A 13582-nucleotide genomic window follows, 5' to 3' on the forward strand; every position below is an offset into this window, starting at 1 on the left:
GATCTCTCCGAATTTAAGCCGAAAAAAAAGCCCGCACTGATTAGGTGCGGGCTTTTTTCTGTGTTTCCTGTGCGCGTCAGCCCGCCCCGTTACCTGTGGTATCGGTGGTGGTAATAATTGTGGTATTCAGGCTGATATTGCGCATGTTGTCTGTCTGTCTCATGAAATACTCTGTCCCCTCTATTGGTTAAAGCAATCGCTATCCCAAGTCAAACGATTTCTTTTTTTTGCTTATTTTCCGTTCAGCGGCGACATTGCGCGATACCGGAGGTAAAAAGCAAAATGACAGAACAAAAAAACAACTTAAAGCCGGTTTAATAGTGGATCACTCTGGGTAACCGCTTGATGAAGCCGCTATCACTTGGCGAGTTTTTTTTCGATGTCGTGCAGCAACGTATGCAACATCGCCGTATCTCGCTGTTGCAGCACGCCGAGCCTCTGGTGCAGCCAGTCGCGCAATTTTTGGTCATCGCCGACCTCCAATGCGTTCAACAAGGCATCGGCACGGCGGCGCAGCGCCTTGAGCTGCCCTTCCGACGCCGCCGTTTCCTGCGGCGTGCTGACGCCCATCAAGCTCGCCAACTGGTAGCAGTACACCATCACCGCTTGCCCCAGATTAAGCGACGGATAGTCCGCCTGCATCGGCACGCCGGTCAGCAAATCTGCCAGCGCCAGCTCTTCGTTGGTCAGGCCGGAATCTTCACGGCCGAACACCAGCGCGGCCTGGCCGACCCACTGCTTACGCTCGCTCAACTGTTCCAGCAGCTCAGGCGGCGTGCAGTAGTAGTGAAAACGCGCGCGGCTGCGGGCGGTAGTGGCGACGGTGAAATCCACGTCCGCCAGCGCCTGCTCCAGCGTGGCGAACGTTTGCACGCCGTCGAGGATCTCGCCGGCCCCGTGTGCCACCCAGCGCGCCGCCGGCTGCAGGTGCGCCTCGCTGTCGACGATGCGCAACGACGTGAAGCCCATGGTTTTCATCGCGCGCGCCGCCGCGCCAACGTTTTCCGGCCGCGCCGGAGCCACTAAAACAATATGAAGCTGCATCACTCTTCCACCGAAGGCGGGCCTGCGTTTTTGACGGTGGCGCAGCGCCCGCTTATATTTACAATTGCGTAACAATAAACGCGTTAATAGCAACAAACAAGATTAAACGGCTCGTTGAGCTAATAAACCCGTCGTAATAGTCATTATTCGTGCTTATGTTTTACTGCATTTATTTATCAATGAGTTAAAACAAGACGATGATCAATAAGCGAATAATTGTATCCTATCGGGCCGGATAATGCTGAATCGTTCACAGAATTTGAGGTTCTGTGACTTAAACTGGCATTTCTGTAAGTGTTTTTCACAAATCTGTTAACGTGCTACAATTGAATTTGATATATGTCAACAAAGCGTAGTTTTGTTGGGTGATGAATTCGGCACGCGCTGTTATATTGCTGTTAATGGGGTTAGGATATGCGCCGATTTGGCACCCCAAGGGGTTGTAGGGAACAGCATCCCCACCAGGCTAGCGATCTTGTTGACATGAGATGGAAAGTGCATCAAGAACGAGTTTACGTACTTTAGTCATTTGCTGAGAGGGAACGTGGCGCTATCTCTGCCCTCCTCTAAGAAAACAGAGACTTCTGTACTTCCGATTTTCTATTTTGTTGGCAATTTTAGGTAGCAAATATGCAGACCCCGCACATTCTGATTGTCGAAGACGAGTTAGTCACTCGTAACACCCTGAAGAGCATTTTCGAGGCGGAAGGCTACATTGTTCATGAAGCCAATGATGGTGCAGAGATGCACAATATCCTGTCTGAAAATGATATCAATCTGGTCATCATGGACATCAACCTGCCAGGCAAAAACGGCCTGCTGTTGGCGCGCGAACTGCGCGAACAGGCCAGCGTCGCCTTGATGTTCCTGACCGGTCGCGATAACGAAGTGGATAAAATCCTCGGCCTGGAAATCGGCGCCGACGATTACATCACCAAACCGTTCAACCCGCGTGAGCTGACCATCCGCGCACGCAACCTGCTGTCGCGCACCATGAACCTGGGCAGCCTGGGCGAAGAGCGCCGCCTGGTCGAGAGCTACAAGTTCAACGGTTGGGAGCTGGACATCAACAGCCGCTCGCTGATCAGCCCGGCCGGCGAACAGTACAAGCTGCCGCGCAGCGAATTTCGCGCCATGCTGCACTTCTGCGAAAACCCGGGCAAGATCCAGTCCCGTGGCGAACTGCTGAAGAAAATGACCGGCCGCGAGCTGAAGCCGCATGACCGTACCGTGGACGTCACCATCCGTCGCATTCGCAAACACTTCGAATCGACGCCGGACACGCCGGAAATCATCGCCACCATTCACGGCGAAGGCTACCGCTTCTGCGGCGATCTGGAAGAGTAATTCCGGCCTGCCGTCATGAAAACGGGGTTCAGCATGCTGAACCCCGTTTTTTTTATTTCGTCTCGGCCCACGGCATGATCGGCACCGCGCTCAGCGCGTTCTTCGGCGAGCCGTCGATCACCTTGTCGGAGTAGCTGAGGTAAATCAGCGAATTGCGCTTGGCGTCGTAGAAGCGCACCACCTGCAGCTTCTTGAACACCAGCGAGGTGCGTTTCTGGAACACCACATCGCCTTCCGCCTTGCCGTTTTTGATCTTGTCGCTCAGCTCGATAGGCCCCACCTGCTGGCAGGAAATGGCCGCGTCGGCGGTGTCTTCCGCCAGCCCCAGGCCGCCTTTGATGCCGCCGGTTTTGGCGCGGCTGATATAACAAGTTACATTTTTAACATCCGGATCGTCGAACGCTTCCACCACGATTTTGTGGTCTGGCCCCAACAATTTAAACACCGTATCAACGGAACCTACCTGCTCCGCCTGTGCGCTGCCAACGGTTGCGCAAACCAAACCGAATAAAAATATCCAGCCTTTTTTCATTTACTTAACTCCGATATAACCTTGCCGCAAAAATAGGTTCGGCGATCGCCATTATTTATGTCTAAGCTCACGGAATCGGTTTTTTACGGGTCCGCACCGTCCGTTTTAGCACAGAGCGTGACAAAAATCTTTGAGAGTCGCGGAGTAAAAAAATTGCTATGATGCGGCGTCGTTATTTCTTTGCGCCCACTACGGTGTACCCCAATCCAACTCTGGCGCGGCATGCGCAGCAGAGGCAAAGAGTGCAACGCATAATGGCTCATGGATCGGTCTGATAGCGCAGCACCAGCGTGACGAATCAACAGTTCGGGTTCCTACCCCCAAGCTTTACGAGGAAGATCTATGGATCAAGCCGGTATCATTCGTGATCTGCTTAGCTGGCTGGAAAGCCATTTGGACCAACCCTTGTCGCTGGATAACGTGGCGGCCAAGGCCGGCTACTCCAAATGGCATCTGCAACGGATGTTCAAAGATATTACCGGTAACGCCATCGGTGCTTACATCCGGGCAAGGAGGCTGTCCAAAGCCGCCGTCGCGCTGCGTCTGACCGGCCGGCCGATTTTGGATATCGCCCTGCAATACCGTTTCGACTCGCAGCAGACCTTCACCCGCGCCTTCAAAAAACAGTTTGCGCAAACGCCGGCGCTGTACCGCCGTGCCGAAGACTGGAACGCGTTCGGCATCTGTCCGCCGATCCGTCTGGGGGCCTTCACCCTGCCGCAGCCGGAATTCGTTTCGTTGCCGGATAAGCATCTGGTTGGCCTGACCCAAAGCTATTCCTGTACGCTGGAACAGATCACCACCGTGCGCACCGAACTGCGCTCGCAGTTCTGGCGCCAGTTCCTCGGTGACGTCGATACCCTGCCGCCGGTGTTGTACGGGCTGCATCACTCGCGCCCGAGCCAGGAGAAGGACGACGAACAGGAAGTGCTGTACACCACGGCGCTGGAGCCGGATCAGGTGCCTGACAAGGTACAGGAAGGCCAGCCGCTGGTGTTGCCGGGCGGTGAATTCGCGATGTTCAGCTACGAAGGGCCTACCGAGGGGCTGCAAGACTTTATCCTGACAGTGTATGGCACCTGCCTGCCGGCGCTCCAGTTGACGCGCCGCAAGGGGCACGACATCGAGCGTTTCTATCCGAAAGGCGAGCGCCGTCCGCATCAGGCGCCTATCGAGATCAAGTGCGATTACCTGATCCCGATTCGACGTTAACGCTGCAGTTCGTCCAACGCGGGCATGTCCAGATGCGTGACATCGCCCGCCGTTTCCACGATCCAGCCGGAAGCCAGCCACGGGCTCTGCTGGTGATCGACGCGCGACAGTGAGCAGTTGCGCAAGCGCAGGCGACGTTCCGCATAGGCCGGCAGCCCGAGCACCGTACTGATCAAACACCCCAACGCGATGCCATGGCTGACGAGCAGCGGCTTGCTGCCTTCCGGCAGCATCAGGCAGCTCTCCAGCGCGGCACGCATGCGCTCGCCCAGCTCCTCCATGGATTCGCCTTGAGGGATACGGCCGTCAGGAGTACCATCGACCATCTGTTTGCGCCACTGCTCTTCCTGCGGCGTCAAACTGTCGATCAGGCGTTCTTCCAGAACCCCCATGTGCAGCTCACGCAAACGCGGATCGCAAATCACTTCGCAGCCACAGGCTTCGGCGATGATCTGCGCGGTGCGGCGCGTGCGCCCCAGATCGCTGGTAATGATATGCGTAATGCCTTCTTTGCTGACGCGCCTGGCGACCAGACGGGCCTGGTGTTCACCCATGGCGGTTAACGGGCTGTCGGACTGACCCTGGATGCGGCGAGCCGCGTTCCATTCCGTTTCGCCATGGCGAACGAGGTATACCTGTAACATTTTTGTTTTCCGTTATACTGCGTGAAATTTGCGTTTATCCCCGGCCCGGCGGCGCTTTTGCCGCTGCCCGGCGTATCGGCCAGAAGGATATCAAACCCGTTATGTACCATGTTGTCGCTGCAACTACCAACCCGGCAAAGATCAAGGCTATTCAACTGGCCTTCGACGACGTCTTTGGCGCGGGCCACTATCGCATTGAAGCCGTCGACGTCGCCAGCGGCGTCTCGCTGCAGCCGATAGGCAATCACGAAACGCGCACCGGCTCGCGCCAACGCGTCATGGAAGCGCGCCAGGTCAGGCCCGAGGCCGATTTTTGGGTCGGCGTAGAAGCCGGGATTGAAGAGAATATGACCTTCGCCTGGATGACCATCGAGAACCCGCACATCCGCGGCGAATCCCGCTCGGCGAGCCTGATGCTGCCGGAAGTCATCTTACAAGGTATTCGCGACGGTCGCGAATTGGGCAGCGAAATGGCGGCAATCACCGGCAACCCCGAGGTGAAGCGTCAGGGCGGCGCCATCGGCGTCTTCACCGACGGCCGGCTGAGCCGCACCAGCGTTTATCATCAGGCGCTGCTGCTGGCGCTGGTGCCGTTCCACAACGCCATCTATCAGCAATAACCCCGAGCCTGTTAGGGCGCGTCGTGCAGCAACTGCTGCTCAAGCCACTGTTTCAGCGCCGGTGAAGCCGCTTTCAGGCTGTTCGATCCGCGGGTGATGGTGGCAATCCCCGCGCCCAGTTCATTTTTCAGCTCACGCTGGCTCATTTCGCCGCGCATCAGTTCCTGAATGATCCGTACCCGAGTGCCCAGCGCGGTGCGCTCGTCCGGCGTCAGCATCAGCTGCAGCAGCGGTTGATGCAGTTCTTGCGCAAACGAATTCTGCAGCAGCGCGACGAAGCGCAGCCAATCCTCATTGCCTTGTTCTGAAAGAGCGGGGTCGTTTAACGATAATTGCGTCATGGCAGCCACCATACTATTTAACTAGTACAGCAGCATACCATAGGGCCGTCAAAATCAATAACGTCTCTGCCACTCGGCGTCGGTCAGCACCTTGGCCGGCCGGTGCGTCAGATAGCGGTAAAACGCGTCATAGGCCAACACGTTCTTGACGTAGCCGCGGGTTTCCGAGAACGGAATGCTTTCGATAAACGCTACCGGATCGATCCGCCCTGAGCTGTTGCCCAGCCAGGTGTTCACCCGCGACGGGCCGGCGTTATAGGCGGCGGTCGACAGGATGCGGTTGCGGCCGAACTGCTGATAGACCGACTCCAGATAGCTGGTGCCGATGGTGATGTTGGTCTGCGGATCGAACAGCTGGCTCGGGCCGACGTAACCGGGGATGTTGAACATCTGCACCGTATGCTGCGCGGTGCGCGGCATCACCTGCATCAGGCCGGAAGCGCCAACCGGCGACTGTGCCTTCGGATTCCAGGCGCTCTCCTGACGCGCTATCGCCATCGCATAGCTGGTGGTGATCCCCTTATCATCGGTGGCGCGGCGGAACTCCTGCGGCCAGGCGACCGGGAAGCGTTCCTCCAGGTGATCCCACAGCTTGCCGACGATGGTCGCCTGCACGCTCAGATCGGCCCATTTTTGCTCAAAGGCGTAACGCGCCAGCGCCTCTTGTTCCGGCCGGCTGCGGCTGGCGACGTAGGAACCCCACTCGCTGCGGGCCAGGTTGTCCATATTCCAGTACATCAGCTCGCGCACCCGGGCGACTTCCGGCCCGTCGGTCAGCGACGCGCGCGGCTTGGCCGCCACCGCCACCATCACCGGATAAGTGGCGTTCAGCTTCTGCGCCGCCACCATCGGATAGAAGCCGCGTTCGGTCATCAGGTTACGCAATATCTCCTCGCCTTCGGCGCGTTTCCCTTCGTCCATCAGTTGACTGGCGCGCCAGTAGCGCCACTCATCCTTGTTGCGCGACTCTTCCGGCAGGCGCGCCAGCCAGGTCGCCACGCCCTGCCGATCGCCGTTACCCAGCGCCATGCGCACCCGGCGCTCCAGCAGCGAAGGCGAACGGCTGCGCAGGATCACCTGATCGCGCCACTGCGCCTGTTCAAAGGTGGCATCGCTGCCCATCAGGCGCCAGGCCACCGCCTCTTCCAGCCCCAGCCGCTCGTCGTCGCTCATTTTCTGCAGCCGCGCAAGCGTCGGGATCATCGCCCGCGCGTTTTCCACATCCTGCCGCGCCAGGCGCTCAAAGGCGATGCCGGTGGCGGCGCGGGTAAAGTCGGTCGGCCCCACGCTGCGGGCGAAGGCTTCCACGGTGGTCGGATCGTTTTGCAAGCGCACCAGGGCGTTGCCCATGGTCTGGTAGTCGGCCGGCAGTTGGCTGTAGAGGTTGCTGACCAGTGAACTGTTACCCTCTTTCAGCGCCAGCTTCATGCGCGCCAGAATATCGAGCGGCGTCTGCTTGCCCGCGCCGCGCCAGACGCTGAACAGCCGATCGCAGGCGCTCGGCAGCGTTTTGCCGTTCAGCCACAGTTCGTCGGCGCCGCTCCAGGCCGCCTGCTGATCGCCGGTGGCCCACTTGGCGTAGTAATAGTTGCAGCGCGCCGCCACCGGTTTGGGCGGCTGCGGGCTGAAGGCCAACAGGGTGCGCCAGTCTTCGCGACGCGCCAGCTCATTGACGAAGCGCGGCGCCAGTGATTTCGCCGGCGGCAGCGTCGGGTTGCGTTTGATAAAGTCGTTCACCTCGGAGAACCCCGCCTGACTCAGATCCTGCGTCAGCTCGCGGTATTCCAGGTAAGGATAAAGCGGGTAATCGCGCAGCGTCGGCATCAGCTGCGCCACCACGTCCATCTGATTGCCGTCCCACGCCTGTTTGATCTGCTGGTAACGCTGACGTTGCGCATCCAGAGAATCCGCCAGCGCCGCGCCGGAAAACGCCGTCAGGCACAGCCCCATCGCCAACAGCCGTCGCTTGTCCACCTTGACCATCCTCGCTCTTTCCTCACTGGTTATACCGCAGGAGCCGCCCAGCTCCCCGGTGACCGCCGCGCCACGGCGCCGCGGGACAAAATAAAGCCGGGCGCACGGCCCGGACGCAGATATCTACCATAGACAGCGCAATCGCTTATCCATTCAATACTGTAGAAGAAGAAGTGTATCGCCATGACGGGAGCCAGGTAAAAAACGTTTACTTTGGCTGACAAATCAGGCCGGCGGGATATTTCCAGCCACCGGATTTTTATTAGCCGTCCCGGTGCTTATTGGAGAAGTAAAATACTTTTTAATTATTAGCTATCACATTATTACATTTTCGAAATGACGCAGTCGTTGCGCAAATCGCCTGACAGCTGGCCAAACGCGCCAACTTTGCAGAAAAGCGGTGGCAAACCCGGGTAGGCATTTTTATACTATCAAAAATAAGTAGGATAATTCCGAGAAAACAGCACATAAAGCGCCCAACGAAGACATCTTATAATACAATCCGCGCCAATTATGGGTTAGATAGTGTTCATTAGGCAGTGCGACTGACAGCTTTCAGCAAAACGATTGTCCCTTCAAGCGGGCCGGATTTTTCCTTGTCAGGCCACGGCCTGCGGGCGGTGGATCAGGCCGGAATGGCGGGTGAAAATGGCAAGTAAGACCGCGATAGCGATGCGTTGCGCAAAAAGCCCCGTGCCGGGCTTCCATGCCGCACGCCTGAATATCGGTCGCCTATTGCTGATCGTTTTGTTGGTGCTGCTGACGTTGCCCGGGCCTGCGCGCGCCGCCGATGATCCCTATCAAAAGCGCACGCACGCCGTAACGACCGTGGTGGTCGGCATCATCAGCTACGCCCGCTGGTCGCGTGAACCCAATCCGATCCGGTTGTGCGTGACCGCACCCACCCAGTATGCCGAAGGGTTGTTCGATCCGATCCTGCTCAGCGCCCCGCGTCCGATTAAAGCCGAGCGCGTGCCGTTCGACAGCCCAACGCTGAGTACCGGCTGCGATGTTATCTACTTAGGGAACATCACCGCCGCGCAGAGACAAAATTTCATGCAGCGCATTTCCGGCAACTCCATTCTCAGCATCAGCGAGAACGATAGCGAATGCTCCGCCGGCAGCGCATTTTGCCTGCAGATCGATGGGGATCAGGCCAGCTTCAAGGTCAACCTGGACGCCCTGGCGCGCAGCGGCGTGCGCGTCCACCCCAACGTGCTGCAGCTGGCACGCAAACAGGCGCCGCCGCTATGAGGCTGTTGCGTAAAAACCGTTCCGGCAATGCGCGCCCGACGCTGGGCCGAGTGCTGCAGCGGGTGCATCTTGGGCTGGCGCTGATCGCCGTCGGCACCGCCGGCATCTTTTTGACGCTGGTGGCGCTGTTTGCACTGCGCGCCTATGCCAACCACAACCTGCACCTGATCGCGCGCTCCATCAGTTATACCGTCGAGGCCGCCGTGGTGTTTGAAGACCGCACCGCCGCGCGCGAGGCGCTGATGCTGATCGCCTCCAACGAAGAAGTATCGGACGCGCGGATCCTCGACAACAACGGCAAGATGCTGGCCAACTGGCGCCATCCCACCGATGGGCCGCTGCACGGCCTGGAGCAGATCGTCGCACACTGGGCGCTGCCCGAACCGGTCATCCTGCCCATCACCCACGAGGGTAAGCAGGTCGGCCAGGTCTGGCTGAGCGGCAACGGCGGCAGCCTGCTGCGTTTCCTGTTGCGCGGCATGGTCGGCATGATCGCCTGCCTGGTGCTCAGTACCTTGTGCGCCCTGGTGTTGTCGCGCCGTATGCTGGTCGGCATCGTCAGTTCGCTGGACGACATCGCCAACGTGGCGCACGCGGTGCGCCGCGATCGCACCTTCGGCCTGCGGGTGCCGTCGGCGCCGATCGCCGAGCTGCATGAGCTCAGCAACGATTTCAACGGCTTGCTCGACGAGCTGGAGGCTTGGCAGGCCCACCTGAAGCAGGAGAACGACTCGCTGGCCCACCGGGCGACGCACGACAGCCTGACCGGCTTGCCGAATCGCGCCTTCTTCGAAGGGCGGCTGAGCCGCGCCCTGGGCGATATCGAGCCGCCGGCAAAATTGGCGGTGCTGTTTATCGACGGCGATCGCTTCAAGGAAGTGAACGACAGTTACGGCCACGCCGCAGGCGATGCGGTGCTGACCACCATTGCCGGACGCATTCGCGCGCAGCTGCGCGAGACCGATCTGGTCGCACGTCTGGGCGGGGATGAATTCGCCGTGCTGCTGGCGCCGGTACACGGCACGGAAGATGTCCTGCAGATCGCTGACAACATCATCGACTGCATGACGCAACCGGTCATTTTGCCGAACGACGAGGCGGTCATTACCTCTCTGAGTATCGGTATTGCGCTGTACCCTGATCACGCCTCGACGCCTCAGGGTCTTTTGCACGAAGCTGACGATGCGATGTATCAGGCAAAGCATCGTTATAACGGAGGCTGGCGGCTGGCTATACATAAATAAGAGCCCCGGCTATAACACTTGAACTAGGGATTTTGACTATGATACAGCAACTGTTTAAAGGTCGTTTTTCACTGCTGACGATGGTGTTCGTCGCCCTGCTGGCGCTCGCCGGCTGCCAGAGCAAGCCGCAGGGCCTGACGCCCGAGCAGATCGCGCTGCTGCAATCGCAGGGCTTCAAGCTGACCGATAACGGCTGGGAGTTTGGCCTGTCGGATAAGGTGCTGTTCGGCAACAACATCGGCAAGCTGAACCCGGAAAGCACCGAGACGGTGCAGAAGATGGGCCGTGCGCTGCTGAGCGTCGGCATCACCAAGTTCCGCCTGGACGGCCATACCGACAACTACGGTGAAGACAGCTATAACGATCAGCTCTCCCTGCGCCGCGCCGATGCGGTGGCCGACCTGCTGGCCAGCGTCGGCATTCCGCGCGCCAATATCGAAACCCGCGGCATGGGCAAGCGCGATCCCGTTGCCGATAACCGCACCTCCAGCGGCCGCGCGGAAAACCGCCGCGTCGCGATCGTCGTCACGCCATAAGCCACCAATATGCGCCTTTATCGGCGCATAAACGGTTATACTTAGCGATCGCTGAGCGATGTCTGGGATCCGAGATCGAAACGGGCTACACTCATGCCGCCAGACATCCTATAAATACTGATATAGAGAGGCTTAGAGCAACGTGGCTCAATACGTCTATACCATGCACCGCGTCGGCAAGGTCGTACCGCCGAAGCGTCATATTTTGAAAAACATCTCCCTGAGCTTCTTCCCTGGGGCCAAAATCGGCGTACTGGGCCTGAACGGCGCCGGTAAGTCCACCCTGCTGCGCATCATGGCCGGCATCGATACCGACATCGAAGGGGAAGCGCGCCCACAGCCGGGCATCAAGATCGGTTACCTGCCGCAGGAGCCGCAGCTTAACCTCGAACACACCGTGCGTGAATCGGTGGAAGAAGCGCTGGCAGAAGTGGTCGGCGCGCTGAAACGCCTGGACGAAGTGTACGCGCTGTACGCGGAAGAAGGCGCAGACTTCGACAAGCTGGCCGCCGAACAGGGCCGCCTGGAAGAGATCATTCAGGCGCACGACGGTCACAACCTCAACGCCCAACTGGAACGCGCCGCCGATGCGCTGCGCCTGCCGGACTGGGACGCCAAAATCGCCCACCTGTCCGGGGGTGAGCGTCGCCGCGTAGCGCTGTGCCGCCTGCTGCTCGAAAAACCGGACATGCTGCTGCTGGACGAACCGACCAACCACCTGGACGCCGAGTCCGTGGCCTGGCTGGAACGCTTCCTGCACGATTTCGAAGGCACCGTGGTGGCAATCACCCACGACCGTTACTTCCTGGATAACGTGGCCGGCTGGATCCTCGAACTGGACCGCGGCGAGGGCATTCCATGGGAAGGCAACTACTCTTCCTGGCTGGAGCAGAAAGACGCGCGTCTGGCGCAGGAAGCCTCCGCCGAAGCCGCTCGTCGTAAGTCGATCGAGAAAGAGCTGGAGTGGGTGCGTCAGGGTGCCAAAGGACGTCAGTCCAAAGGCAAGGCCCGTTTGGCCCGCTTCGAAGAGCTGAACAACACCGAATACCAGAAACGCAACGAAACCAACGAACTGTTCATTCCACCTGGCGCACGCCTGGGCGATAAAGTGGTCGAAGTCAGCAACCTGCGCAAGTCCTACGGCGACCGCCTGCTGATCGACGACCTGTCGTTCTCTGTGCCGAAAGGGGCAATCGTCGGCATCATCGGCCCGAACGGCGCGGGTAAATCCACGCTGTTCCGCATGATGTCCGGTCAGGAACAGCCTGACTCCGGCAGCATCGTGCTGGGTGATACCGTCAAGCTGGCGTCCGTCGATCAGTTCCGCGACAGCATGGACGGCTCGAAAACCGTGTGGGAAGAAGTCTCCGGCGGGCAGGACATCATGCGCATCGGCAACACCGAGATGCCGAGCCGCGCCTATGTCGGCCGCTTCAACTTCAAGGGCGTCGATCAGGGCAAACGCGTGGGCGAGCTGTCCGGCGGTGAGCGTGGCCGTCTGCACCTGGCCAAGCTGCTGCAGGTTGGCGGCAACGTGCTGCTGCTCGATGAACCGACCAACGACCTGGATATCGAAACCCTGCGCGCGCTGGAAAACGCCCTGCTGGAATTCCCTGGCTGCGCCATGGTGATCTCGCACGACCGTTGGTTCCTCGACCGTATCGCCACCCACATCCTGGACTACCAGGACGAGGGCAAGGTGGAATTCTTCGAAGGCAACTTCACCGAGTACGAAGAGTACAAGAAGCGTACGCTGGGCGCCGACGCGCTCGAGCCGCACCGCATCAAGTACAAGAAGATCGCCAAGTAATCCCCCAGGCGCCGCATGCGGCGCCTTTTTTTATTCCCGCGCCAGCTCGCGCGCGTAGTCGTCAAACGCCGGGTGCTGCAGCACCACATCGATAAAACAGGCCAGCGCCGGGGAATTCAGCTTGCGGCTCGGGTAGACCAGATACAGCTCATTACCCTCCGCGCGCCACGCCGGCAAGACTTCCACCAACAGCTTCTGCGCCACCACCTCGCGGCTGAGAAACGCCGGCAACAACGTGATCCCCGCACCGGCGATAGCGCATTCACGCGCATAGAGCAGGTTGTCGGTGGTGTGCGCCAGCGGCAGCTGCCAACGGTAGTAGTCGTCGCCGCAGCGCAGATTCCAGGCCGTCCAGGCGCGGTGGGCGATGCAGCGATGCTGTTGCAGCTGCTGCGGGTGTTCGATCGGCGGATGCTGCGCCAGATAGGACGGCGCCGCCAACAGATAGCGCGGCGCATACCCGAGACGGCGACCGATCAGCGAAGAATCCTGCGGCTTGCCGGTGCGCAACGCGGCATCGAAGCCTTCCTGTACCAGATCCACCATGGCATCGGACACCGACACCTCCAGCGAAACGTCCGGGTACTGGCGCTGAAAATCCGCCGCCAGCCGCGCCACCAGGGTCGCCCCCAGCCCGGCGGGCGTCGAGATGCGCAGGCGGCCGCTCGGGTTATCGCGCAGCCGCTGCAGCGCCAGATCGGCGCGTTCGGCGGCGGACATCATCGCCTGACAATGTTCCAGATAGCGCTCACCGGCGAAGGTCAGGTTCAGCTGGCGCGTGGTGCGGTTGAGCAAGCGCAGCCCCAGCGTCTGTTCGAGCTGGCTGATGCGCTGGCTGACGCTGGATTTCGGCAATCCCACGCGCTGTGCGGCGGCGGTGAAGCTGCCGCACTCCGCCACCAGCGCGAACAGCGCCATGTCCTGCAGCTGTTTGAATTCCATTGTTCACCCTAAACGAACACTCAGTTAGATATTGTCCATCTTATCACCCCACTGCCGCGGGTCTACACTGGGGGCATCATTT

Annotated in this window: 14 protein-coding genes and 1 other annotated feature; of the genes, 7 read left to right on the forward strand and 7 right to left on the reverse strand. The window is 59.5% G+C overall.

What is annotated here, in order from left to right; genetic code table 11:
* Positions 1-20: 20 nt before the first annotated feature.
* Positions 21-138, reverse strand: a sequence feature (Thr leader region).
* Together thrL and WCL58_RS16320 are read right to left on the reverse strand one after the other, a co-directional pair.
* Positions 77-163: a thr operon leader peptide gene (gene thrL / locus WCL58_RS16315; RefSeq protein WP_071532847.1), complete on the reverse strand. Its 87-nt coding sequence runs from the start codon at positions 161-163 to the stop codon at positions 77-79. Its footprint overlaps the feature before it by 62 nt.
* Positions 164-357: 194 nt before the next feature.
* A complete protein-coding gene (locus WCL58_RS16320; RefSeq protein ID WP_060422374.1) occupies positions 358-1044 on the reverse strand; it encodes a tRNA/rRNA methyltransferase in 687 nt (228 codons plus the stop codon).
* A gap of 630 nt (positions 1045-1674) precedes the next feature.
* On the opposite strand from WCL58_RS16320, the gene arcA reads away from it, so the two are divergent.
* The gene (gene arcA / locus WCL58_RS16325) at positions 1675-2391 is read left to right on the forward strand and encodes a two-component system response regulator ArcA (protein WP_004933003.1); all 717 of its coding nucleotides are present in this window, start codon (positions 1675-1677) and stop codon (positions 2389-2391) included.
* A 52-nt stretch (positions 2392-2443) separates the two neighbouring features.
* On the opposite strand, the gene creA is transcribed toward arcA, so the two are convergent.
* Entirely contained in the window at positions 2444-2923 is a 480-nt protein-coding gene (creA, locus tag WCL58_RS16330; RefSeq protein WP_038878540.1) for a protein CreA, read from the reverse strand.
* Positions 2924-3265: 342 nt separating this feature from the next.
* Between creA and robA the strand changes: the two genes are divergently transcribed.
* Positions 3266-4135 (forward strand): MDR efflux pump AcrAB transcriptional activator RobA, encoded by an 870-nt coding sequence (gene robA / locus WCL58_RS16335; RefSeq protein WP_038878537.1) that lies wholly within the window; start codon positions 3266-3268, stop codon positions 4133-4135.
* Here robA and gpmB read toward each other — a convergent pair.
* On the reverse strand, positions 4132-4779 hold the full coding sequence (gpmB, locus tag WCL58_RS16340; protein ID WP_038878534.1) for a 2,3-diphosphoglycerate-dependent phosphoglycerate mutase GpmB: 648 nt from the start codon (positions 4777-4779) through the stop codon (positions 4132-4134). The two genes, robA and gpmB, sit on opposite strands and share 4 nt — an antisense overlap.
* 101 nt (positions 4780-4880) lie before the next feature.
* On the opposite strand from gpmB, the gene yjjX reads away from it, so the two are divergent.
* Positions 4881-5399, forward strand: a complete 519-nt coding sequence (yjjX, locus tag WCL58_RS16345; protein WP_060422361.1) for an inosine/xanthosine triphosphatase — start codon at positions 4881-4883, stop codon at positions 5397-5399.
* 11 nt (positions 5400-5410) lie between these two features.
* Here the strand turns inward: yjjX and trpR are convergent, their stop codons facing one another.
* Positions 5411-5740 (reverse strand): trp operon repressor, encoded by a 330-nt coding sequence (gene trpR, locus WCL58_RS16350; protein WP_016929152.1) that lies wholly within the window; start codon positions 5738-5740, stop codon positions 5411-5413.
* Positions 5741-5794: 54 nt separating this feature from the next.
* The gene (gene sltY, locus WCL58_RS16355) at positions 5795-7723 is read right to left on the reverse strand and encodes a murein transglycosylase (protein WP_226908226.1); all 1929 of its coding nucleotides are present in this window, start codon (positions 7721-7723) and stop codon (positions 5795-5797) included.
* 639 nt (positions 7724-8362) lie between these two features.
* Here sltY and WCL58_RS16360 point away from each other — a divergent pair.
* From WCL58_RS16360 to ettA, 4 genes are all read left to right on the forward strand, one after another.
* Positions 8363-8968 carry a YfiR family protein gene (locus WCL58_RS16360; RefSeq protein ID WP_060422355.1) on the forward strand — a complete coding sequence of 202 codons (606 nt, stop codon included), beginning with the start codon at positions 8363-8365 and terminating at the stop codon, positions 8966-8968.
* Positions 8965-10212, forward strand: coding sequence for a diguanylate cyclase domain-containing protein (locus tag WCL58_RS16365; RefSeq protein ID WP_038878524.1), 1248 nt, complete (start codon positions 8965-8967; stop codon positions 10210-10212). Before WCL58_RS16360 ends, WCL58_RS16365 begins: the two co-directional genes overlap by 4 nt.
* A 38-nt stretch (positions 10213-10250) precedes the next feature.
* Positions 10251-10748 (forward strand): OmpA family protein, encoded by a 498-nt coding sequence (locus WCL58_RS16370; RefSeq protein WP_033649136.1) that lies wholly within the window; start codon positions 10251-10253, stop codon positions 10746-10748.
* 142 nt (positions 10749-10890) lie between these two features.
* Positions 10891-12558 carry an energy-dependent translational throttle protein EttA gene (gene ettA / locus WCL58_RS16375; RefSeq protein ID WP_025159620.1) on the forward strand — a complete coding sequence of 556 codons (1668 nt, stop codon included), beginning with the start codon at positions 10891-10893 and terminating at the stop codon, positions 12556-12558.
* A gap of 30 nt (positions 12559-12588) precedes the next feature.
* Here ettA and WCL58_RS16380 read toward each other — a convergent pair whose 3' ends face one another.
* Positions 12589-13500, reverse strand: coding sequence for a LysR family transcriptional regulator (locus WCL58_RS16380; RefSeq protein WP_038878520.1), 912 nt, complete (start codon positions 13498-13500; stop codon positions 12589-12591).
* Positions 13501-13582: the final 82 nt, after the last annotated feature.

Origin of the sequence: Serratia sp. TMDUHS_CL (assembly GCF_037137105.1) — a bacterium.
Taxonomy (GTDB): domain Bacteria; phylum Pseudomonadota; class Gammaproteobacteria; order Enterobacterales; family Enterobacteriaceae; genus Serratia; species Serratia nevei.